The sequence below is a fragment of the Amycolatopsis sp. NPDC104863 genome (genome assembly GCF_055582965.1).
Map to the genome: position 1 here is coordinate 1,311,346 of NZ_JBVJOW010000001.1, position 22,593 is coordinate 1,333,938.

At 72.8% G+C, this 22,593-nt stretch carries 13 protein-coding genes; 6 read left to right on the forward strand and 7 right to left on the reverse strand.

Translation table 11 applies throughout. The annotated features are described in order from the left end of the window. Position 1 precedes the first annotated feature (1 nt). The 5 genes from ACZ63J_RS05750 to ACZ63J_RS05770 all read right to left on the reverse strand — a co-directional run bounded on the left by ACZ63J_RS05750 (position 2) and on the right by ACZ63J_RS05770 (position 5,641). Positions 2–826: a carbohydrate ABC transporter permease gene (locus tag ACZ63J_RS05750; RefSeq protein ID WP_465406878.1), complete on the reverse strand. Its 825-nt coding sequence runs from the start codon at positions 824–826 to the stop codon at positions 2–4. Next, positions 823–1,761, reverse strand: coding sequence for a carbohydrate ABC transporter permease (locus ACZ63J_RS05755; protein ID WP_465406876.1), 939 nt, complete (start codon positions 1,759–1,761; stop codon positions 823–825). Before ACZ63J_RS05755 ends, ACZ63J_RS05750 begins: the two co-directional genes overlap by 4 nt. Next, the gene (locus ACZ63J_RS05760) at positions 1,761–3,038 is read right to left on the reverse strand and encodes an ABC transporter substrate-binding protein (protein WP_465406874.1); all 1,278 of its coding nucleotides are present in this window, start codon (positions 3,036–3,038) and stop codon (positions 1,761–1,763) included. The genes ACZ63J_RS05755 and ACZ63J_RS05760 overlap by 1 nt, the downstream gene beginning before the upstream one ends. A gap of 92 nt (positions 3,039–3,130) precedes the next feature. Further along, on the reverse strand, positions 3,131–4,135 hold the full coding sequence (locus tag ACZ63J_RS05765; protein ID WP_465406872.1) for a LacI family DNA-binding transcriptional regulator: 1,005 nt from the start codon (positions 4,133–4,135) through the stop codon (positions 3,131–3,133). Between the two features lie 114 nt (positions 4,136–4,249). Next, positions 4,250–5,641, reverse strand: a complete 1,392-nt coding sequence (locus ACZ63J_RS05770; protein WP_465406871.1) for an amino acid permease — start codon at positions 5,639–5,641, stop codon at positions 4,250–4,252. Positions 5,642–5,801: 160 nt separating this feature from the next. On the opposite strand from ACZ63J_RS05770, the gene ACZ63J_RS05775 reads away from it, so the two are divergent. Then, a complete protein-coding gene (locus tag ACZ63J_RS05775; protein ID WP_465406869.1) occupies positions 5,802–6,707 on the forward strand; it encodes a glutaminase in 906 nt (301 codons plus the stop codon). A 1-nt stretch (position 6,708) separates the two neighbouring features. Here ACZ63J_RS05775 and ACZ63J_RS05780 read toward each other — a convergent pair whose 3' ends face one another. Beyond that, positions 6,709–7,326, reverse strand: coding sequence for a helix-turn-helix transcriptional regulator (locus ACZ63J_RS05780; RefSeq protein ID WP_465406867.1), 618 nt, complete (start codon positions 7,324–7,326; stop codon positions 6,709–6,711). Beyond that, a complete protein-coding gene (locus ACZ63J_RS05785) occupies positions 7,323–8,444 on the reverse strand; it encodes a threonine synthase (protein WP_465406865.1) in 1,122 nt (373 codons plus the stop codon). The genes ACZ63J_RS05780 and ACZ63J_RS05785 overlap by 4 nt, the downstream gene beginning before the upstream one ends. A gap of 792 nt (positions 8,445–9,236) precedes the next feature. Between ACZ63J_RS05785 and ACZ63J_RS05790 the strand changes: the two genes are divergently transcribed. Genes ACZ63J_RS05790 through ACZ63J_RS05810 form a run of 5 tightly spaced genes read left to right on the forward strand, consistent with a single transcriptional unit; the run spans position 9,237 to position 22,566 of the window. Continuing rightward, positions 9,237–15,974: an SDR family NAD(P)-dependent oxidoreductase gene (locus tag ACZ63J_RS05790; protein ID WP_465406863.1), complete on the forward strand. Its 6,738-nt coding sequence runs from the start codon at positions 9,237–9,239 to the stop codon at positions 15,972–15,974. Between the two features lie 31 nt (positions 15,975–16,005). Then, entirely contained in the window at positions 16,006–20,274 is a 4,269-nt protein-coding gene (locus ACZ63J_RS05795) for a beta-ketoacyl synthase N-terminal-like domain-containing protein (protein ID WP_465406952.1), read from the forward strand. Next, positions 20,271–20,588 carry an acyl carrier protein gene (locus ACZ63J_RS05800; protein ID WP_465304768.1) on the forward strand — a complete coding sequence of 106 codons (318 nt, stop codon included), beginning with the start codon at positions 20,271–20,273 and terminating at the stop codon, positions 20,586–20,588. Before ACZ63J_RS05795 ends, ACZ63J_RS05800 begins: the two co-directional genes overlap by 4 nt. Then, positions 20,585–21,391 carry an alpha/beta fold hydrolase gene (locus tag ACZ63J_RS05805; RefSeq protein ID WP_465406861.1) on the forward strand — a complete coding sequence of 269 codons (807 nt, stop codon included), beginning with the start codon at positions 20,585–20,587 and terminating at the stop codon, positions 21,389–21,391. The genes ACZ63J_RS05800 and ACZ63J_RS05805 overlap by 4 nt, the downstream gene beginning before the upstream one ends. Further along, positions 21,391–22,566 carry a glycosyltransferase gene (locus ACZ63J_RS05810; RefSeq protein ID WP_465406859.1) on the forward strand — a complete coding sequence of 392 codons (1,176 nt, stop codon included), beginning with the start codon at positions 21,391–21,393 and terminating at the stop codon, positions 22,564–22,566. Before ACZ63J_RS05805 ends, ACZ63J_RS05810 begins: the two co-directional genes overlap by 1 nt. The last annotated feature ends 27 nt before the right edge of the window (positions 22,567–22,593 follow it).

Below are 22,593 nucleotides of genomic sequence, written 5' to 3' on the forward strand. Positions count from 1 at the left end.
TTCAGCCCTTGAGGGCGCCGGCGGCGATGTTGCGGACGAAGTGGCGGGCGCCGAAGGCGAACACGACCAGCAGCGGCACGATCGCCACCAGCGTCCCCGCCATGACGACGCTGTAGTCCTTGACGTACAGGCTGTTGAGCTGGGAGAGCGCGACCTGCAGCGTCACATGGTTCGCGTCGATCAGCACGACCAGCGGCCACAGGTAGTCGTTCCAGGCGTTGACGAACGTGAAGATGCCGAGGAACGCCAACGCCGGGCGAAGCACCGGCAACGCGACCGTCAGGTACGTCCGGAAGAAGCCGCAGCCGTCGATCCGGGCCGCTTCGAGCAGCTCGTCCGGGATGGCGCTCTGCGCGTACTGCCGCATCCAGAAGATGCCGAACGCGTTGGCCGCGGCCGGGATGATCAACGCCTTGAGGTCGCCGACCCAGCCGAGGTGCGCCATGACCGTGAACTGCGGGATCGCCGACAGCTGGGTCGGCACGACGAACGTCGCGAGCACCACGCCGAACAGCACCGAGCTGCCGGGGAAGCGGTACTTGGCGAAGGTGAACGCGGCCAGCGAGTCGAAGAACAGCACCAGCAGGGTCGTCACGACCGCGACGACCAGGGTGTTGAGCAGCGAGCCGAAGAAGTCGATCTTCGCGAAGACCTGCCCGATGTTGTGGAAGAACTCTCCGCCGAACGTCCACGTCGGCGGGGACGAGTAGATGTCGGCCGTGGTGTTGGACGCCATCACCACGAGCCAGTAGTAGGGGAACAGCGTGACGAGCGCGCCCAGCGTCAGCGCGACGTAGGTGACGATCCGGCCGGTCCTGCTGCTCATCGGCCCGCCTTCAGGAAGCCGGGGCGCTGGACCAGCCGCCAGTTGAGGATCGCGAACAGCACCACGACGACGAAGATGCCCCACGCGATCGCCGCGCCGTAGCCGAAGTCGTTGTTCACGAAGGCGTTGTCGTAGAAGTACAGCACCATGGTCAGGCCCGCCTCGTCCGGCCCGCCGCGGTTGCCGAGCAGGATCTGCGACTCCGTGAAGATCTGCAGCCCGCTGATCGCCGACATCACCACGGAGAACAGCAGCACCGGACGCAGCAGCGGCAGCGTGATGCGGAAGAACGTCCGCACCGGCCCGGCGCCGTCGACCCGCGCGGCCTCGTAGACGTCGGCGGGCAGCGCCTGCAGCCCGGCCAGGAAGATGATCGCGTTGTACCCCACCCACCGCCAGACGATCATGACCGAGATCGCGACGCGGATCGCCCACGGGTCGGTCAGCCACGGCACCGGGTCGACCCCGAGCAGGCCCAGGAACCAGTTGAGGATGCCGAACTCGCTGCTGAAGATCGAGCCGAAGACCAGCGACATCGCCACGATCGAGGTCACGTTCGGCAGGAAGTAGGCGATCCGGAACACGCCCTTGAACCGGATCGACGAGTGCAGCCCGACCGCGACGAGCAGGGCCAGCGCGGTCATCGGGATCGTCGACATCACCCAGATGACCAGGGTGTTCCCGATCGAGTCCCAGAACGTCGGGTCGCTGACCAGGAACTCGAAGTTACCCAGGCCGACGAACTTCATCGGCCCGACGCCGTCCCAGCGCTGCAGCGCGAGGTAGAGCGAGTACAGCACCGGGTAGAGGCCGAACACGGCGAAGAGCAAAAAGAACGGCGCGATCGCCAGGTACTGCGGGAGGTGGCGCCAGCGCTTCGAGCGCGGGGGAGTCTTGACGCGCGCCGGTGCGGCGGGACGCGTGAGCGTGGCCATCAGAGCACCCCCTGCCGGGTCAGCAGCCGCTCGACGCTGCGGCGGGCGTCGTCCCAGGCGCGGCCGGGGTCCTTGCCGGCGAGCTCTACGTTGGTGAGCTCGTCGGTGTAGGTGTCGCTGATCGAGATGTCCCACGGGCTGAAGTAGGCGGGCCGCACCTCGCGTGCGGCCTGGCCGAGCACGGCCATCGTCGCCTGGCCGCCGAAGAACGGCTCCGGCGCGAGCAGCCGCGGGTCGGCGAAGGCGTCGGGGCTGGTCGGGAAGAGTCCGGCCTCCAGGTAGGACCGCGGCTGGTTCTCCGGGGACAGCATCCAGCGGATGACCTCGAACGCCTGGTCCGGGCGCGGGCAGTACTTCGTGACGGCAAGGAAGGAGCCGCCCTGGTTGCCCGCGCCGCCGGGCGCGCGGCAGACCCGCCACTTCCCGGCCGTGCCCGGCGCCGACTTCTTGAGCTCGCCGACGATCCACGACGCGTTGACGAAGCTCAGCTCCTTGCCGGAGTTCCAGGCGGCGTGCCGTTCGACGGAGGTGCCGGGGTCCTGCGAGCCGGCGTACCCCGCGGTCAGCCCGAAGCGGAACGCGGTGAGCGCGCGGTCCCAGGCGCGGCGGACCTGCGGCGCGTCACCGAGGTAGGTGTTGTCGCGCGTGAAGTACTTCTGCGGCTCCTGCGCCATCGAGTACGTGTAGACGGTCTTCGTGTCGGTGATCAGGTGCCGGCCGGGCAGCTTCTCCTGCAGGCGGCGGCCGAAGTCGAAGTACGCGTCCCACGTCGGCACCGCGGCGGCGACGTCGTCGGGCTCGCTCGGGAAACCGGCCTGGGTGAACAGGTCGTGCCGGTAGTAGAGGGCGGCCGGGCCGATGTCGATCGGGAAGCCGAGCTGGAAGCCGTCCGGGGCCGTCCCCGCCTGCCACTTCCACGGCAGGTACCGGTCCTTGACGGCGTCTGCGCCGAGGCCGCGCAGGTCGGCGAAGTGCGCGCTGTCGGCGAAGTACGTCGCGATGTCGTCGCCGAGCATCGTGATGTCGGGCAGGTACGCCTCGCCGGACAGGGCGGCCAGCAGCCGCTGCTTGAGCTGGCCGCTCACTTGGGACGGGTAGAGGTCGGCGAACCGCTTGCCCGCGTCGGCGACGACGGAGTCGGCAAGCCCGCCGCTGGTGTACCAGAGCGTGAGCTTGCCGGGGTTGGCGGTGGTCGGGCTCGTGCAGGCGGCGGCGGAGCCGAGCGCCGCCACGCCCAGTCCCGCCGCGGTCAGGAAGCTTCGTCGAGTCAGCGTCATCGAGGACCCTCCGGGCAGTGCCCGTGAACGCTCCCGTGAACGTTCACGGATTGCTCGGGAGTGTGCTGCGCGGCGGCACCGGTGTCAAGGGATCAGGCGGATTCGCGCAGGTGGAGCCCGGCGTGGACGATCAGCTCGGCGGGTTCGAGCGGCTCGGCCCCGGTCACGAGCCGGGCCGCCTGGTCGACGGCCAGCGCGCCGAGCGCGCGCGTGTCGATCGCGACGCTGGAGAGCTCGGGGTCGACGAGCGTGCCCAGCGCGAGGCCGTCGAACCCGATCACCGCGAGGTCGGCGGGCACCCGCAGGCCGTAGCGGCGGGCTTCGCGCAGCGCGCCGATGGCGATCACGTCGTTGAAGGCGAAGACGGCGGTGACGTCGGGGTGCGCGGCCAGCAGCGTGGCGAGGGCCGCGCCCCCGCCGTCGACGGTCTGCGCGGCGCGCGCGATCCACCCGGGCGCGACGGTGATGCCTTCCGCGGCGGCGGCCCGGAGGAACCAGGTCTGCCGGATGCTCGGCTCGGGACGGCCGTCGTGGTCGAGCATCCCGATCCGCCGGTGCCCGCGCGAGACGAGGTGGGCGACGGCCTCGCGGATGCCCTCCTCGCCGTCGATCGTGATGCCGCTGAACCGCGGGGTGTGCGGCTCGCGGCCGATGAGCACGACGGGGACGCCGGGGGTGAACCGGTCGAGGTCCTCGTCGGACCGGCTGAAGTAGCCGACGACCGCGTCGACCTGCGCGCCGATCACGCGGAGCGTGGCGAGCTCCTGCTCGGCGTCGTCGGCGGTGTCGTAGACGACGACGTGCCAGCCGCGGGACCGGGCCGCCTCCAGCGCGCCGGAGGCGACCTCGGTGAAGAACGGGTTGAGCAGGTCGGGCACCACCAGCCCGATCGTGGTGGTGTCCGGCCGGACCAGGCCGCGGGCGAAGCGGCTCGGCCGGTACCCGAGCTCCCGGGCGGCGTCGAGCACCCGCTGCTTGGTCGAGCCGTCGATCTCGGCCTTGTCGTTCAGCGCGCGCGACACCGTCTGCCGCGAGACCCCGGCCGAGCGGGCGACGTCGTGGATGGTCACCCGCCGGGGTTCCGTGCTCGAAGACACCGCCCACCTCCTGTCCGGAGGTCGAGTATGCCCGCCCGCGGCCGGCCCGGCCGTGATCGAGCGCCAACACACGTGATTGAAGCGTCAACTCGCGTGATTGGCGGGTCGACACGGCTACCCGAGCGGGGTGCGTTCGCGGCGCTTCGAGATCACCCGCCAGCCGACCGCGAGCACCACGGCCAGCACCGGGATCGAGTAGAACGCGATCTTCTCCGCGCCGTCGGAGAAGCCCATCAGGACCACCACCAGGGCCAGGAACCCGAGGGTCGCCCAGCCGGAGTACGGGGCCCACGGCATGCGGTACGACGGCCGCTCGAGCTCGCCGCGCAGGGCGGCCTGGCGCAGCCGCATCTGGCAGAAGATCAGCGTCGCCCAGGTCGTGATCACGCCGAGCGACGCGACCGCGATGGCGATGTCGAACGCCTCCTTCGGCACCAGGTAGTTCAGCACCACGCCGAGCAGGTAGGCGATCGAGGTGAACAGGATGCCGCCGTAGGGCACCTGCCGGCTGCTCATCCGGCCGACGAACGACGGCGCCTCGCCCTTGTCGGCCAGCGAGCGCAGGATCCGGCCGGTCGAGTAGAGCCCGGAGTTGACGCTCGAGAGCGCCGCCGTGAGCACCACCGCGTTCATCACGTCGCCGATGCCCGGGATCCCCAGGCGGGAGAACACCGTGACGAACGGGCTCTCGTCGCCGTTGTAGAACGGCCAGGGCAGCAGCATCGCCAGCAGCAGCACGGACCCGACGTAGAACACGCCGATCCGCCACACCACACCGTTGATCGCCTTCGGCAGCACCTTGCGGGCGTCCTTGGTCTCGCCGGCCGCGATGCCGACGACCTCGATCGCCGAGTAGGCGAAGATGACCGCCTGCAGCGTCATCAGCGCGATCCCGATGCCCGCCGGGAAGAATCCACTGTGGTCGGTCAGGTTGTGCACGCCGGCCGGTGTGCCGCCGATGTTCGCGCTGGTGAACACCAGGCCGAGCGCGGTGACCAGGAAGACGACGATGGCCAGCACCTTGACCACCGAGAACCAGAACTCCAGCTCGCCGAACAGCTTCACCGAAAGCAGGTTCACCGCCAGCAGCACGCCGAGGGCGACCAGCGCGGTGATCCACTGCGGCACGTCCGGCAGCCACTTGTGGACGTAGATCGCGACCGCGGTGATCTCCGCGATCCCGGTCATCGCCCAGTTCACCCAGTACATCCACCCGGACGCGAAGCCGGCCCACGGCCCGATGAACTTCCGGGCGTAGGTGACGAAACTGCCCGAGCTGGGCTCGTGCAGGACGAGCTCACCCAGCGCCCGCATCACGAAGTAGGCGGCCACCCCGCAGATCGCGTACGAGAGGACCAGCGACGGGCCGACCTGGTGGAGCTTGCCGCCGGCGCCGAGGAAGAGCCCGACGCCGATCGCGCCGCCGATGGCGATCATCTGCACTTGGCGGTTGCCCAGCGCTTTCGAGTAGCTTTCACCTTTTTCGGTGAGCAGCGAGGAATCCATGGTTCACGGACGCTAGAGGCTGTGCGGCAAGTCACCAAGCGCGCTAAGGAAGACTTAAGGTGTGCGGGAGATCACTTGGGGAGTTCTCCCAGTATTTCCCGGTTTCGAGTTGACAAGGGCCGCCGCGCGTCCGGCTTGGACGGCCTTCTACGCTACGGCCGTGGACCTCGCGGCGCTGCTGGACCGGATCGCCGGCGAAGTCGCGCCCGAGATCGGCCGCGGCGCGGTCGCGGACTACATCCCGGCCCTGGCGCGGGTCGAGCCGCGGCGGTTCGGCATGGCGGTGGCCGAAGTGGACGGTGGCCTGCACGGCGTCGGCGACTGGGAGCACCCGTTCTCGGTGCAGAGCATGTCGAAGGTGTTCACCCTGGCGCTGGTGCTCGCCCGCGGTGACGGCGTGTGGACGCGGGTCGGCCGCGAGCCCTCCGGTGACCCGTTCAACTCGCTGGTGCAGCTGGAACACGAGGACGGCATCCCGCGCAACCCGTTCATCAACGCGGGCGCGCTGGTGGTGACCGACGAGCTGGCGCGGCAAGGTGACGCTGTCGAGGCGCTGCTCGCCTTCCTGCGCGAAGAGTCCGGCCGGCCGGACATCGGCGTCGACCCCGAGGTCGCCGAGTCGGAGGCCGGCCACGCCGACCGCAACCGCGCGCTCGCCTACTTCATGGCCTCCTACGGCAACATGCGTCACCCGGTGCCCGAGGTCCTCGACCAGTACGTCCGCCAGTGCTCGATCGCGATGAGCTGTGCCGACGTCGCCCGCTCCGCGCTGTTCCTGGCCCGCCACGGCATCCGCAACGACGGCACCCGGCTGCTCGGCCTCAGCGCGGCCAAGCGGATCAACGCCGTGATGCTGACCTGCGGCACCTACGACGCGGCGGGCGAGTTCGCCTACCGGGTCGGCCTGCCCGGCAAGAGCGGCGTCGGCGGCGGCATCCTCGCGGTGGTGCCGGGCCGGTGCGCGGTCTGCGTGTGGAGCCCCGGCCTGGACGCGCGCGGCAACTCCGTCGCCGGAGTGTCCGCATTGGACCGGTTCACGACGCTGACCGGCTGGTCGGTCTTCTGAGTCAGCGCAGGTAGTTGTAGACGCTCGCCCGGGAGATCCCGAGCAGGTCGGTCAGGGCCGGGACGGCGTTCTTCAGCTCCAGGAACCCCCGCTCCTTCAACAACCGGACCAGGTCCTTCTTGCCCGACGCCGGCAGGCTGCGCGGGGTGTGGCCGCGCTCGGTCGCGTAGTCCTCGACCAGGGTGCGCAGCTCGTCGCCGGTGCGGGCCTGCAGGGACTCGGCCAGCGGGGCCGGCGCGTCGGTGCGGGTGAGACGGGTCAGCGCGTGCGCGGCCGAGCCCAGCAGGGAGACGTCGAGGTTGAGGCACAGCGCCGCGACGTACTCGCCGCCGGAGTTGCGGATGCCGATCGACGTGCTCTTCGCCGGCCGCCCGTCGGGGAAGCGGTTCGGGTAGTTCTGCAGCACGTCCGGGAACCCCGGGTCGGCGATCCGGGCCAGGCCGAGCTCGGTCGCCGGGTCGCCGACGGCGCGCCCGGACAGCCCGCCTTCGATCGCGCGCACGGCGTGGGCGGGGTCGCGCAGGTCGTGCAGCACGACTTCGCACAACCCGGGGAACATCCGGCCGACCGCCTGGGCGATCTTCTCCGCTTCCCGCAGCAGCAGCTCGTCCTCGGTCATCCGATCAGCTCCCGCAGCCGGTCGGGCGCCTTCAGCCCGGACCCGGTGAGCACGACGACCGTGGTCTCGCCGGGCCGGATCGCCCCGCGCTCCCGGAAGACGTCGACCGCCGCGGCGGCGGTCGCGCTGGTCGGCTCCGCGTAGAGACCGAGGGACGCGAGCCGGCGCGCGGCCGCGGCGATGGCGTCCTCGGGGATCGCCGCGGTGTCGCCCGCCGACCGCCGGATCGCGGCGACCACCTCGGGCAGCCGGACCGGGTGGCGGATGGCGGTGCCCTCGGCGACGGTCGGGGCGAACGGCGGCGGCTGCCGGTCGTGGAAGGCGGCGTCGACCGGGGAGCAGTTCCGCGGCTGCGCGACGAGCAGGCGTGGCCGCCGGGTGATCGACCCCGCGGCCAGCAGCTCGCCGAAGCCGAGGTCGCAGCCCAGGACGATGCTGCCCGCGCCGGCGACCGTGACGACGGCGTCCGGCGCGCGGAACCCGAGGTCCTCCCACAGCTCGTAGGCGAGGGTCTTGGTGCCCTGCAGGAAGAAGGGGTGCCAGTTGTGGCTGGCGTAGGTCGTGCGGGCCGACCGGCGGACGGCTTCGGCGGCGGTGTCGTCGCGCGTGCCGGGCACCAGCTCGACCGTCGCGCCGTACGCGCGGGTCTGGAGCACCTTCGCGGGTGATGTCCCTTCGGGTGCCAGCACGGTCGCCGCGATCCCGGCCGCGGCGCTGTAGGCGGCGACGGACGAGCCCCCGTTGCCGGAGCTGTCCTCCAGCAGCTCCCGCACACCGGCGCCGGCCAGCGCCGAAACCATGACGCTCGACCCGCGGTCCTTGAAGCTGCCGGTCGGGCCGAACCACTCGAGCTTGAACCGGACCTCGGTGTCGCCCCAGACCTGGGGGACCAGCGGGGTGCAGCCCTCGCCGAGCGAGACCGGGCGCAGGTCACCGGGCAGTGCCGCGCGGTAGCGCCAGAGGGAGCGGACGCCGGTCTCGACGTCACCCGGGCCCAGGACGGCCAGCGGGGCGACGGTCAGCGGCGCGCCGTCGTCACCGCGCCAGCGCAGCGGGTCGCCCGGGTAACGCGTCCCCGAACGCTCGTCGGTGTACCAGTACTCCACGACCACCTCCACGACTGGACAACGTGTCCAAGTGTAGACGATACGTCTAATGTTACCGACAGGTACGCGAAACGGTTTCAGCTTCCCGGCCGGAAAATTTGTCACATCCGGCGGAGATTTCGACGGCGGAGGACTCATCGCCGCGGCCGGAGATACCGATGGTGCCCGGGTGAATACGCGCCGTCGTTCGCACCGGCCCAGCGGGGGTGTGCAGTTGGCAGGCATGGGCGTCGGGGCGTGGTGGATCGTGTGAGCACGTGAAACCCGGCTGCGCGGGGAATCCACAGTGGACTCGCCGGGATGGCGGGATCGGCCGGGCCGATTCCGGCACCCTACTTTCGGCTGTGGGTAAAAGTGCCGCGCGAATCATCTCCGCGCAATAGGGAAAACTGTTCCGGCGCGTGTGGGCAGAAGAACCGGATAACGTCGTCAATTTTACCTGCACGACACTTTCCGGCGGCCTCGGGGAAACAGTGGACCCGACGGACGGTGTGGTCCGGTGTGGCCAGCCGGACTGCGTCCACCGGGTGAGAAGGCTTGCCCCCATCTGGTGGTGTGTGCCAGGCGGATCGCAGGTACCGCACGGCCTGGCGGCCGCTTGACCAGTGTCCAAGAGTTATCGCGGGGCTGCGCCATGCCGGGGTACATGACGTACACGTTAAATTCTTGCGTCTCTGCGCTGGTCCGTCGCGCATTTTCTGAACAACTCCGACGAAATCGTGGTGGGTTGTTGACGGAACCGGGTGAACCCGCTTAAGTACACCCCGTTACTCCGTCACCCTTTCGTGCATAGCGGGAGTTCCCATGCGTGTCTCGAAAGACGACTGCGCAGCGGTCGTCGCAGTGTCACCACTGCGGTGGCCGTCGGCGCGCGGGGTCGCGGCCGCCGTGCGCGGGGGCGGGCTCGGTGTGCTCGACCTGACCGGTCCGGCCGCCGCGGCCGCGGACGAGCTCGCGCTGCTGGGGGAGTGGGGAATCCCGGCCTTCGGCGTCCGGCTCACGCACCCGCCCGCGGACCTGCCCGACGCCGTGACCACTGTGGTGCTGACCGAAGACTCGCCGTGCACGGCGCGCGACTTTCCTGGCCGGCAGGTGCTCGCCGAAGTCTCCAGCCGCGCCGCGGCCACCCGGGCGCTCGACGGCGGCGCGCACGGGCTGATCGCGCGCGGTCACGAATGCGGCGGCCGGACGGGTGAGCTGAGCACGTTCGTGTTGCTGCAAGCCCTGCTCGACACCGCGCCGGGCGTCCCCGTCTGGGCGGCGGGCGGCATCGGGCCCCACACCGCCGCGGCTGCGGTCGCCGGCGGGGCCGCCGGGGTGGTCGTCGACACCCAGCTCGCCCTGCTGCCGGAAGCCGAACTGCCATCGGCGCTCACCAGCGGGCTTTCCGGTCTCGACGGGTCCGAAACGACCGTCGTCGACGGCGTCCGGATCCTCGCGCGGCGAGGCAGTGAACCGGTCGAAGCCGGCCAGGACATCTTCCTGGCCAGCCGGTTCCGCGACCGCTGGGGCACGGTGACCGCGGCGGTCCGCGGTCTGGCCGACGCCATCGGCGACGCGCTGCGCGCCGAGACCCCGGTGCTCGGCCCGGGCAGCGCGGGCAGCCGCGCGCTCGGCACCGCGCTGCCGGTCGCGCAGGGGCCGATGACCCGGGTCAGCGACCAGCCCGCGTTCGCGGCCGCGGTCGCCGAGGGCGGCGCGCTGCCGTTCATCGCACTGGCCCTGTCCGGGCCGGCCCAGACCCGCGACGTGCTGGAGAAGACCCGCGACGCCCTCGGCGGCGCGCCCTGGGGTGTCGGTGTCCTCGGTTTCGCCGCCGAAGACGTCAAGGCCGCGCAGCTCGAGGTGATCCGCGAGCTGCGGCCGTCCCACGCGATCATCGCCGGCGGCCGCCCGGCCCAGGCCGCGGCGCTCGAGGACGCGGGGATCTCGACCTTCCTCCACGTGCCCTCACCCGGACTGCTGAAGCAGTTCCTCGAAGCCGGGGCGCGCAAGTTCGTCTTCGAAGGGTCGGAATGCGGCGGTCACGTCGGCCCGCGTACGAGCTTCCCGTTGTGGGAGGCCCAGCTCGGAGTGTTGGGTGACTTCCTCGCGGTGACGCCGGGCGCGGCCGCGGACCTGCAGCTGCTGTTCGCGGGCGGCGTCCACGACGAGCGCTCGGCGGCGATGGTGGCCGCCCTCGCCGCCCCGGTCGCCGCGCGGGGCGCCGCCGTGGGGGTGCTGATGGGCACGGCGTACCTGTTCACCCGCGAGGCCGTCGACGCGGGCGCCGTGCTCCCGCGGTTCCAGCGCGAGCTGCTCGGCGCCGAGCACACCGACCTGCTCGAAACCGCGCCCGGGCACGCCACCCGGTGCGTGCGCAGCCCGTTCACCGAGGAGTACGCGGTGATCAAGGCGGACCTCGCCGAGCGGGGCGTGCCGAGCCGCGAAGCGTGGGAGCAGCTGGAAACCCTCAACGTCGGCCGGCTCCGCCTGGCCAGCAAGGGCATCGAGCGGGTCGGCGCCGAGCTGCACGACGTCGGCGAGGACCGGCAGTTCGCCGAAGGCATGTTCATGGCGGGTGAGGTCGCCGTGCTGCGCGACGCGGTCACGACGATCGCCGACCTGCACCACGCCGTCGGCGAGGGCGCGAACGCGTTCCTGCGCGCCCGGGCCGCCGAATTCGGCGTGACCACCCCGGAACCGCCCGCGCCCGCCCCGCTCGACGTCGCGATCGTCGGGATGGCCTGCATGTTCCCGCAGGCGCCGGACCTGGCCACGTTCTGGGCGAACGTCCTGGCCGGCGCCGACGCCGTCACCGAGGTCCCGCGGGAGCGATGGGACACCGAGCTGTACTACGACGCGGCCGGCCAGGGTGAAAAGACACCGTCGCGCTGGGGCGGGTTCCTCCCGGAGATCGGCTTCGACCCGTTGAAGTACGGCATCCCGCCGTCGTCGCTGGCCAGCATCGAACCGGTGCAGCTGCTCGCGCTGGAAGCGGCGCACCGCGCGCTGGCCGACGCGGGGTACGCCGACCGCGCGTTCGACCGCGCCCGGACGTCGGTGGTGTTCGGCGCCGAGGCGGGCAGCGACCTGTCCAACGCGATGACCCTGCGCTCGGTGCTGCCGTCCTATGTGGGCGAACTGCCGTCCGAACTGGACGACCGGCTGCCGCGGATCACCGAGGACTCCTTCCCCGGCGTGCTCGCGAACGTCATCGCCGGGCGCATCGCCAACCGCCTCGACCTGGGTGGCGCGAACTACACGGTGGACGCCGCGTGCGCGTCGTCGCTGACCGCCGTCGACGTCGCCTGCAAGGAGCTGACCGCCGGCACCAGCGACCTCGTCCTCTGCGGCGGAGCGGACCTGCACAACGGCATCAACGACTACCTCCTGTTCGCCTCGGCGCACGCCCTTTCCCCGACCGGGCGCTCGGCGACGTTCGACAGCGCCGCGGACGGCATCGCCCTCGGCGAAGGGGTCGCGTGCGTCGCGCTGAAACGCCTCGCCGACGCCGACCGGGACGGCGACCGCGTGTACGCGGTGATCAAGGGGGTCGGCGCGGCCTCCGACGGCCGCGCGCTCGGCCTCACCGCGCCGCGGCCGGAGGGCCAGCACACCGCGCTCAGCCGCGCCTACCGCAACGCGGGCATCTCGCCCGCGCGCGTCGGGCTGGTCGAGGCGCACGGCACCGGCACCGTGGTCGGCGACCGGACCGAACTGGGCACGCTCACGAAGGTGTTCACCGAGGCCGGCGCCGCGCCCGGCGGGTGCACGATCGGGTCGGTCAAGTCGCAGATCGGGCACACCAAGTGTGCCGCGGGCCTCGCCGGGCTGATCAAGACGGCGCTGGCCTTGCACACCGCCGTCAAGCCGCCGACACTGCACCTCTCGGCGCCGAACGCGGCCTGGGACGCGTCGAGCAGCCCGTTCGTGTTCCAGACGGCGGCACAGCCGTGGGCCGCGCCGGCCGCGGACCGGATCGCCGGGGTGAGCGCGTTCGGCTTCGGTGGCACCAACTTCCACGTGGTGCTCGCCGCCCACAGCAGTGTGCCCCCGGCGCAGACGGCCGACGAGTGGCCCGCCGAGCTGTTCCCCTTCGCGACCGACGCGGCGGCCCGGGACCTGCTGTCCATGGTGGACGACGTGCCCGGCGGGAAGCAGCCGTGGCGGCTGCGGGACCTGGCGCTGAGCGCGTCACGGCGCGCCGACGCCGCCGGGAAGGTGCGGCTCGCCGTCGTCGCGTCCACTGTGGACGAGCTGGCCGGGCTGCTGCGGCAGGCCCTGGCCGGGCAGGACGTGTCCGGGGTGTACCGCGCCGGGGACGAAGAACCCGGTGAGGTCGCGGTGCTGTTCCCCGGCCAGGGCAGCCAGCGGCCCGGCATGTTCGCCGAGCTCTTCGTCGCCTTCCCCGAGCTGCAGCGGTACCTGCGCCTGGACCCGGTGACCGCCGACGTCGTCTTCGGCCCCGCGGTGTTCGGCGAGGCCGCCCGGCAGGCCGCCGCCGAGCGTGTCACCGACACCCGTGTCGCCCAGCCCGCGCTCGGCCTCGCCGGGCTGGCCGCGTTCCGGCTGCTGACCCGCGCCGGCGTGCGGGCCGCGATGGTCGGCGGGCACAGCTACGGCGAGCTGACGGCGCTGGCCGCGGCGGGCGCCTTCACCCCCGAAGCGTTGATGCTGGCCAGCCACGCGCGGGCCGGGGCGATCTTCGCCGCGGTGCCCGCCGGGGACCCCGGGGCGATGGCGGCGGTCTCGGCGTCCGCCGCGGACGTGAGCGCGGTCCTCACCGCCACCACGGTTGTCCTGGCCAACCACAATTCACCCCGGCAGACGGTGATCTCCGGGCCCACCCCCGACGTCGAAGCGGCGATCGCGCAGCTCCGCGCGGCCGGGCTCGGCGCAAAGCGGATTTCGGTCGCGTGTGCGTTCCACAGTCCGCTGGTCGCTCCGGCGGGCGCGGCTTTCGGGAAGGCTCTGGAGGCGATCGGCGTTGTGCGGCCCGCCGTCCCGGTGTACGGCAACCGGTCCGCCGGACCCTACCCGGCGGACCCGGACGAGATCCGCGGTGAGCTGGCCGCGCAGGTGGGCTCGCCGGTGCGGTTCGTCGAGCAGATCGAGGCGATGTACGCGGCCGGCGCGCGGGTGTTCGTCGAAGCCGGACCGGGCGCGGTGCTCGCCCGGCAGGTCGACGCGATCCTCGGGGACCGTCCGCACCGGACGGTCGGGTTCGAACAGCCGGGCCGCCGCGGTGTGCCGGGCTTCCTCGGCACGCTCGCGCAGCTGGCCGTCGCCGGGGTGCGCGTCGAGACGGGGTGGCTGTTCCGCGGCCGCGACGCGGTCGACGCGGCGATGGCCCCACGGCCGAACCGTCCCGGTTGGACGGTCGACGGCCACCTCCTGCGCACGGCGGACGGCACCATCCCGGCGGGGGCGCTGCGCCCGGCCGAGCGGCTGTCGGCGGTGCTGGCCACGACGTCGGCCGAGCCGGTTTCGTCGGAGGCGATGGTCGCCGACTTCCTCCGCACCAGCCGGGAGATGATCGCCGCGCAGCGGGACGTCTTGCTCGGGTTCTTCGGCAGTGACGTGCCGGTTCAGCTGCCACAGCCGGTCCCGGTGGCCGAGGTGCTTCCGGCGGTCGTCCCGGCGGCGCCGGTGGAGCGGCCGGTGCTGGAGACGATCGTCGCGGTGATCGGGGAGCGGACCGGCTACCCGGTGGACATGATCGAGCCCGACCTCGACCTCGAAGCCGACTTGAGCATCGACTCGATCAAGCGCGCCGAGATCGCCGGTGAGCTGGCCACGGTCCTGGGGCTGGCCGGGGGAGACGTCGAGGAGTTCGCCGAGGCCCGGACGGCGGCGGCGATCGCGGAGCTGATCGGGGACCAGCGCCCGACGGTGGCCTCGGTTGTCCCTGACGCACCGAAGGCCACGTCGGTGCTGGAGACGATCATCGCGGTGATCGGGGAGCGGACCGGCTATCCCGCGGACATGATCGAGCCCGACCTCGATCTGGAAGCCGACCTGAGCATCGACTCCATCAAGCGCGCCGAGATCGCGGGCGAGCTGACGGTCCGCCTCGGCGCCGGAGAGGTCGAGGAGCTGGCAAAGGCCCGGACGGCGGCCGGAATCGCCGAACTGCTGGACGCCGGACCCGCACAAACGCCCGTGAAGCAGTCCGGGCCGGAGCCGGTGATCATCGCGCCGCGCAGGTACGTGATGACCGAGTTCGACCTCGCTCCGGCCGGAGAGCTGGACATCGCCGGCCGCCGCTTCCTCGTACTCGGCGCCGGTCCGTTCGCCGAAGCCGTCCACAATGCACTGACCGCCCGCGGGGCCGAAGCCGAGATCGGCGACGACGTCCGGCCGGGCTTCGACGGCTACCTGCACGTGCCCGACGGTGACGCCGTCCTGCCCGGCGCCTTCCCGCTCTACCAGGCCGCGCTGGCTCAGGGGCCGAAGTGGCTGCTGGCCGCCGGACCGGCCGAGGGCCTCCGCGGCTTCTACCGCAGCGTCGCCCGCGAATACCCGGACACGCTCGCGCGGGTCGTCGAAGGCGCGGACGCCGCCGCCTTCGTCGCCGAGCTGTCCACTGTGGACCGCGAACCCGTGGTGATCAGGGAAGGCGTCAATCGGCGCGGGCTGAAACCCGGCGAAGAAGGGCTCGGCCTGCTGGGCAGCAGCGGCGCCGGACCGGCGGGGGACGGCGTGGCCGAAGCGGCCGCGATCGGCCTCGACCGCGACTCCGTCGTCCTGCTCGTCGGCGGCGCCAAGGGCATCACCGCCCGGTTCGCCGCGACGCTGGCCGCCGCCACCCGCTGCCGCGTCGAGCTGCTCGGCCGGACCCCGGTGCCGCCGCCGGAAGACGAGTACCCGCAGGCGAAAGAGCCCAAGGAGCTGCGCGCGGCCCTGATCGCGAGCGGGCTGAAGAGCCCCGCCGAGATCGAACGGACCGTCCGCCGGATCACCTCCGAACGCGAGGTCCGCCAGACCCTGGGCAAGCTCGAGAGCCTCGGCAGCCCGGCGCGCTACCAGTCCGTCGACATGCTCGACGCCGAAGCCGTGCACCGCGCGGTCAAGGAGATCCACGCCGAGCACGGCCGCCTCGACGGCATCGTCTACGCGGCCGGGGTCATCGAGGACAAGCTCGTCGCCGAGAAGACGCCGGAGTCGTTCGCCCGGGTCTACGGCACGAAGGTCGACGGCGCCCGGACCCTGCTCGAAGCGACCGCCGACCTGCCCGAGGAGCCGAAGTTCGTGGTGCTGTTCGGCAGCATCGCCGCGACGCTCGGCAACCGCGGCCAGTCGGACTACGCCGCCGCCAACGACGCCCTCGAGACACTCGGCCACCGCTGGCCCGCCGGGCGTGCGGTGACCGTCCACTGGGGACCGTGGGCGCCCACCGGCGACCACGACGGCATGGTGACACCCGAGCTGATGCGCGAGTACGCCCGCCGCGGCATCGCGCTGATCGACCCGGAGGAAGGCACCCTCGGCCTGCTGCGCGAGCTGGCGTGGGGCCGCCCCGAAACCGCCGCCGTCGTCCACACCGCGTCGGGCTGGTGAGCCGATGCCGGACCCCGTGGCGATCGTCGGGATGTCGGTGCTGCTGCCCGGCGCCCCGGACCTGGCGGCCTACTGGCGCAACCTCGTCGGCGGCGTCGACGCGATCACCGAGGTGCCGGCGGGCAAGTGGGACGGCGCGCACTACGCGCCGGACGCCGACCCGCGGGCCGACCGGCTCTACTGCCGCCGCGGCGGGTTCGTCGACGAACTGGCCGAAGTGGACGTCACCGGGTTCGGGATCATGCCGAACTCCGTGCCCGCCACCGAACCCGACCAGCTGATCGCGCTGCGCGTCGCCGCCCAGGCCGTCGCGGACGCGGGCGGCCCCGACCGGTTGCCCGCGGACCGCGCGAAGGTCGGGGTCGTGCTCGGCCGCGGCGGGTACCTGACCCCCGGGCTGGTGCGCCTCGACCAGCGCGTCCGCACCGCCAGCCAGCTCGTCCGCACGCTCGGCGAGCTGCTGCCCGACCTCGACCCGGCCCGGCTCGACGCGGTCCGCGAGGCCTTCACCGACCAGCTCGGGCCGGAGGCGCCGGAGTCGGCGATCGGGCTGGTGCCCAACCTGGCCGCGTCGCGGCTGGCCAACCGGCTCGACCTGCGCGGCCCGGCGTACACAGTGGACGCCGCCTGCGCGTCTTCGCTGATCGCCGTCGACCACGCCGTGCGGGAGCTCGCCACCGGTCGCTGCGACGTGGTGCTCGCGGGCGGGGTGCACCACTGCCACGACATCACGTTCTGGAGCGTGTTCACCCAGCTCGGCGCGCTCTCGCCGTCCGAGCGCATCCGGCCCTTCCACCGCGACGCCGACGGCGTGCTGATCGGGGAGGGCACCGGCGTGGTCGTCCTCAAGCGGCTGGCCGACGCCGAACGGGACGGCGACCGCGTCTACGCCGTGATCACCGGCACCGGCGTCGCCTCCGACGGCCGGACCGCGAGCCTGGCCAACCCGGACTCCGGCGGCCAGGTCCGGGCGGTGCGCCAGGCGTGGGCGGCGGCGAACCTCGACCCGGCCGCCCCGGACTCGCTGGGCCTGCTGGAGGCGCACGGCACGGCGACCCCGGCGGGCGACGCGGCCGAGCTCGCGACCCTGGCGGAGGTCTTCGGCACCGCGGGCACCGCCGTCCTCGGCTCGGTGAAGTCGATGATCGGCCACACGATGCCCGCGGCCGGGATCGCCGGGCTGGTCAAGGCGGCGCTGGCCGTGCACCACGGTGTCCTGCTGCCCACGTTGCACTGCGACGACCCACACCCCGCGCTCGCGAAGACCCGGTTCTCCCCAGTGGACGAAGCCCAGCCGTGGGACGCGGCCGTGCGCCGCGCCGGGGTCAACGCGTTCGGCTTCGGCGGGATCAACGCCCACGTCGTGCTGGAGCAGGCGCCGGACCGCCTGGCCCCGGCCGTGGTGGTCCAGGAGCCGGAACGGGTGCTGCGGCTCGCCGCGCGCTCGGTCGAGGGCCTGCGTGACCTGCTCGACCGGCCCGCCCCGCGCACGACCGGCGACGGCCCGGTCCGCCTAGGGGTGGTCGACCCGACCGAAAAACGGCTCGCTCTCGCCCGGAAGGCCGTCGCCCGCGGCCGGGCCTGGCGCGGCCGCAACGACGTCTGGTTCGCCGACCGCCCGCTGCTCGGACCGGGCGGCGGGAAGCTCGCTTTTGTGTTCCCCGGCCTGGAGTCGGAGCTGACGCTCAACTGCGGAGACGTCGCGAGCCACTTCGGGCTTCTCTGGCAGCACGCCGACGTCGAGGTCGGGGACGTCGGCCGGCAGGGCGCCGCGGTGTTCGAGCTGGGCCGGCTGCTGCACACGGCGCTCGGCCGGCTGGGTGTCGAACCGGACGCCGTCGCCGGGCACAGCCTGGGCGAGTGGACGGCGATGGCCGCGGCCGGCGTGTACGCCGGCGCGGAGGTCGACACGTTCCTCGCCGGGTTCGACCCGGACAGCCTCGTGGTCCCCGGTCTCGCCTTCGCCGCGGTCGGCGCCCCCGCGCCCCGTGTACTAGAAGAGCTGGCCGGACGCGCGGATGTGGTGCTCTCCCACGACAACTCACCCCACCAGGCCATGGTCTGCGGCCCGGCGGCGGCGGTCGAGGAGCTCGTCACGCGCTTCCGGGACGCAGGGATCGTGGCGCAGGTGCTGCCGTTCCGGTCCGGGTTCCACACCCCGATGCTGCGGCCGTACCTGGACCCGATCCGCGACGCGGCCGCCCGCTTCACCCTGCACCCGCCGGTCCGGCCGCTCTGGTCGGCGACCACGGTGTCGGAGTACCCGGCCGCCGAGGCCGACGTCCGCGAGCTGTTCGTGCGGCACCTGCTGGAGCCGGTGCGGTTCCGGCCGCTCGTCCGGGCGTTGCACACCGCCGGGTTCCGGGCGTTCGTCCAGGTCGGCGCCGGGCAGCTCGGCTCCCTCGTCGGCGACACACTCCACGGCGAGGACCACCTCGTCGTCGCGGCCCACTCGGCGCAGCGCCCCGGCCTCGCGCAGCTGCGCCGGGTCGCGACCGCGTTGTGGGCCGACGGCCTCGACATCGACTTCACCCGCCTGCCCGGGGAAGACCGCGCGACCGCGCACAAGGCCGTCAAGCTCGACCTGGGCGGCCGGCTGATCTCGCTCGACGAACAGACCCGCGCCCGCGTCGGCGCCCGCCTGGCCCGGCAGTCCACTCAGGACGTGCTGGCCGGCAAGGGGCCGCTGGCCGAGGAGTTCGCGGCGCTGCTGGCCGACACCGCGGACCTCGCGTCGACGGTGCTCGGGGGCCGGGCCCGGCCCCGGCGGCTCCCGCCACCCGGCGCACTGCGGACCACTTTGGACGTTTCGGTCGAGAGCATGCCCTACCTGCTCGACCACTGCTTCTTCAAGCAGCCGCCGCAGGCCGACCCGGGTGACCGCTGGCCGGTGGTGCCGGCGACCACCGTGATCGACCACCTCATGGGCTTCGCCGAACAGGCCGCGCCCGGCCGGCGCGCGGTCGCCGTGCACGACGTCCGGCTGACCCAGTGGATCACCGCGGTTCCCGCCGTCAGCGTGCCGGTGCGGGTCGAGCCGCAGGGCGCCGACCGGGTGCTCGCCGCACTCGACGGCTACTCGCAGGCCGTCGTGGAGCTGGCCCCGGCGTATCCGGCCGACGCGCCCGCGCCGTGGCGGTTCCCGGCGTCGGCGGAACAGGTCCCGGAGACGACCGCGGCCGAGCTGTACGCCGACCGCTGGATGTTCCACGGCCCGCGCTTCCAGGGGGTCACCGAGCTGACCGCCGTCGGCGAACACCATGTGCGCGCGGTCCTGACGACCCCCGCCGCGCCCGGCGCGTTGCTCGACAACGTCGGCCAGGTGCTGGGCTTCTGGATCATGTCCCGGCTACCGGAGCGCACGACCGTCTTCCCGGTCGGCATGCGCGAGATCCGCTTCCACGGCCCGCACCCGGCGCCGGGGGAGCGGCTGGAGTGCCTGGTCAAGATCACCGGGCTGACCGAAGAGTTCCTCGACGCCGACATGCAGCTCGTCCACCAGGGACAGGTCTGGGCCACCTTCACCGGCTGGCGCGACCGGCGCTTCGACAGCACCCGCGAGATCCGCCAGGCCGACCGGACCCCCGAGCGCTCGACGCTGTCGAAGCAGCAGCCGGGCGGCTGGGCGCTGGTGCACGAGGGCTGGCCGGACCTGGCCACCCGCGAGCTGATCATGCGCAACTACCTGGCCGGCGCCGAGCGCGACGCCTACACCGCGCGCCCGCCCCGGGGCCGCCGGCAGTGGCTGCTCGGCCGGATCGCGGCCAAGGACGCCGTCCGCCAGTTCCTCTGGGCGCGCGGTGAGCCCGAGATGTTCCCGGCCGAGCTGCGCATCGGCAACGACGACGCGGGCCGTCCACACGCGACCGGCGCCTACGGCCGTGAGCTGCCCGAGCTGACGATTTCGGTGGCGCACAAGGCGGAAACCGGGGTGGCGATCGCCCGGTTCGGCCCGTGCGGCATCGACGTCGAAGAGGTCGTGCCGCGCACCGGGTCCACTGTGGACGCCGCGCTCGGCGCGGGGGAGCAGGAGCTGTTCGCGAGCCTGCCCGGGGACCCGGAACGCTGGTTCGCCCGGTTCTGGACCGCCAAGGAAGCCGTCGCGAAGCTGCTCGGCACCGGCCTGCGCGGTGAGCCCCGCGACTTCGAGGTCGTCGCGGCCACCGTGGACGAGCTCACCGTCCGCGCCGCCGGGCGCACCCACCGGGTGTGCTGTGCCGACCTCGGGAACCCGCCCGGCGCGCCGCCGCGCCAGTACGTCGTCGCCTGGACCGAAGAGCCGAAGGAGACCGGGGAATGAGCGTCGAGACCACCACCGGCCACGAAACGACCGCCGAGGCGTCCGTGCTGGCCCAGCTGAGCGGGATGCTGCGCGAGCTGCTCGAGGAGTACGGCCTCGACGACACGGAGATCACGATGGACACCACCTTCCACGACGACCTCGAGCTGGAGAGCGTCGACCTGGTGGCGCTGTCCGGGCAGCTGCGCGAGCACTACGGCGACCGGGTCAACTTCGCGACGTTCATCGCCGAACGCGACCTCGACGAGATCATCGCGCTGACCGTCGGCGAGCTGGTCCGGTACACCGTCGCTTCGCTGCGGGAGACGGCGTGAGCCGGATCCGCGCGGGCGAGCTGGACGTCCACGTCCAGCGGCTGACCCCGGACGTGCCGCTCGACGGCGACGCGCCGGTCGTCGTGTGTGTGCACGGCCTGCTCACCGACAGCCTGGCCAGCTACTACTTCACCCTCGGCCCGGCGTTCGCCGAGCGCGGGCTCGACGTCCTGATGTACGACTTGCGCGGGCACGGCCGCACGACCCGGCCCGAGTCCGGTTACCACCTCGAGCGGTTCGTCGACGACCTCGTCGCGGTCCTCGACGCCTGCGAGGTCACCCGGCCGGTGCACGTCGTCGGCAACTCGTTCGGCGCGTCGGTGGCCTTCGGGCTGGCCGCAGCCCGGCCCGACCGGGTGGCGAGCGTGGTCGTGATCGAAGGCGAGCCGCCGACGGCGGAGTGGACGGGCCACATGGCCGACGGCCTGGCCGACGCAAAGACCCGGCTGGCCATCGACGAGGTGATCGGCTGGATCGCGGACAACCACGGCGCGCACACCGCCCGGCTGTCGAAGGCGGCGAACCGGATTCTGCAGACCACGACGATCGCCGAGGACATCCCGCGCAGCGCGACCATCGCCGCGGACCTCTCGGCGGTCCGCTGCCCGGTGTTCGCGATCTTCGGCGGTGACTCCGGCCTCGCCGCGCAGGTGCCCCACTTCGAGACGCACCTGGACCGCTGCCGCTGCGTGGTGCTGCCCGACCAGGGGCACTCGGTGCTGGTCGAGCGGACCGCCGAGACGATCGAGCTGATCTTCGAGTGGGTCCGGGACACCTCGCGCGCGCCGGCCCGGGTGCGGTAGTGGCCCGGTTCCTGTTCGTCGTCCCGCCGCTGGTCGGGCACGTGAACCCGGCCGTCGGCGTGGCGGGCGAGCTCACCGCGCGCGGGCACGAGGTCGCCTGGGCCGGGCACGACGAGCTGCTGTGGCAGCTGGCCGGTCCCGACGCGCTCGTCTTCTCCTGCGCTCTGCCCCGGGACGCGCCGTCGCGTCCGGCGGAGCTCAAGGGCCCGGCCGCGCTCCGGTTCCTCTGGGAAGATTTCCTCGTCCCCCTGGCCGACTCGATGGCGCCCGGCGTGGCCGCGGCGATCGACGCGTTCGCCCCGCACGTGGTGGTCGCCGACCAGCAGGCGCTGGCCGGCGGGCTGCTGGCCGAGGCGCGCGGCCTGCCGTGGGTCACCTCGGCGACGACGTCGGCCGAGCTGCTCGACCCGCTCGCCGGCATGCCGAAGGTCGCCGAATGGGTCGCCTCGCTGCTCGACGGGCTGCGGGCGCGCGTCGCGGGCGGCCGCGGTTCGGCCGACCCGCGGTTCTCCCCGCACGGCGTCCTGGCGTTCACCACCCGCGAGCTGCTCGGCGCGGCGGCGCCGCCCGGGGTCCGGCTGGTCGGGCCCGCGCTCGGCGCGCGTCCGTCCACAACGGACTTCCCGTGGGACTGGCTCGACCCGCTCCGGCCGGCCGTGCTGGTGTCCCTCGGCACGGCGAACACCTCGGCGGGGACCCGGTTCCTGACCGCGGCGGCGGAGGCGTTCGCCGGGCTGCCCGCCCGCGCCGTGCTCGTCGACCCGGGCGAGGCGCTCGGGCCGGTGCCGCCGAACGTCCTGGTGCGCCCGCGCGTCCCGCAGCTGGCCCTGCTGCCGCGGGTGGACGCGGTGCTTTGCCACGCGGGGCACAACACGGTGTGCGAGACGCTGTGGCACGGCCTGCCGCTGGTGGTCGCCCCGATCCGCGACGACCAGCCGATCGTGGCTGCCCAGGTGGTCGCGGCGGGCGCCGGCGTGCGGCTGCGCTTCGGCCGCGCCGACGCCGCCAAGATCGCCGAAGCCGTGTCGGAAGTACTGACCGAACCTTCGTACCGGCGGGCCGCCGAGACGGTGGCCGCGTCGTTCCGCGCGGCGGGCGGAAGCGTGGCGGCCGCGGGCCATCTGGAGCAGCTCGCGCTGGAAAGCCTGGCGCACCTGAGCCCCGGAAAGTCCTGATTTACTTCGAAAAATCACGCGGTTACG

Coding starts and splice junctions, on each gene's coding strand:
- ACZ63J_RS05750 (WP_465406878.1), bottom strand. CDS start 826: ATGAGCAGCAGGACCGGCCGGATCGTCACCTACGTCGCGCTGACGCTG.
- ACZ63J_RS05755 (WP_465406876.1), bottom strand. CDS start 1,761: ATGGCCACGCTCACGCGTCCCGCCGCACCGGCGCGCGTCAAGACTCCC.
- ACZ63J_RS05760 (WP_465406874.1), bottom strand. CDS start 3,038: ATGACGCTGACTCGACGAAGCTTCCTGACCGCGGCGGGACTGGGCGTG.
- ACZ63J_RS05770 (WP_465406871.1), bottom strand. CDS start 5,641: ATGGATTCCTCGCTGCTCACCGAAAAAGGTGAAAGCTACTCGAAAGCG.
- ACZ63J_RS05780 (WP_465406867.1), bottom strand. CDS start 7,326: ATGACCGAGGACGAGCTGCTGCTGCGGGAAGCGGAGAAGATCGCCCAG.
- ACZ63J_RS05790 (WP_465406863.1), top strand. CDS start 9,237: ATGCGTGTCTCGAAAGACGACTGCGCAGCGGTCGTCGCAGTGTCACCA.
- ACZ63J_RS05795 (WP_465406952.1), top strand. CDS start 16,006: ATGTCGGTGCTGCTGCCCGGCGCCCCGGACCTGGCGGCCTACTGGCGC.
- ACZ63J_RS05800 (WP_465304768.1), top strand. CDS start 20,271: ATGAGCGTCGAGACCACCACCGGCCACGAAACGACCGCCGAGGCGTCC.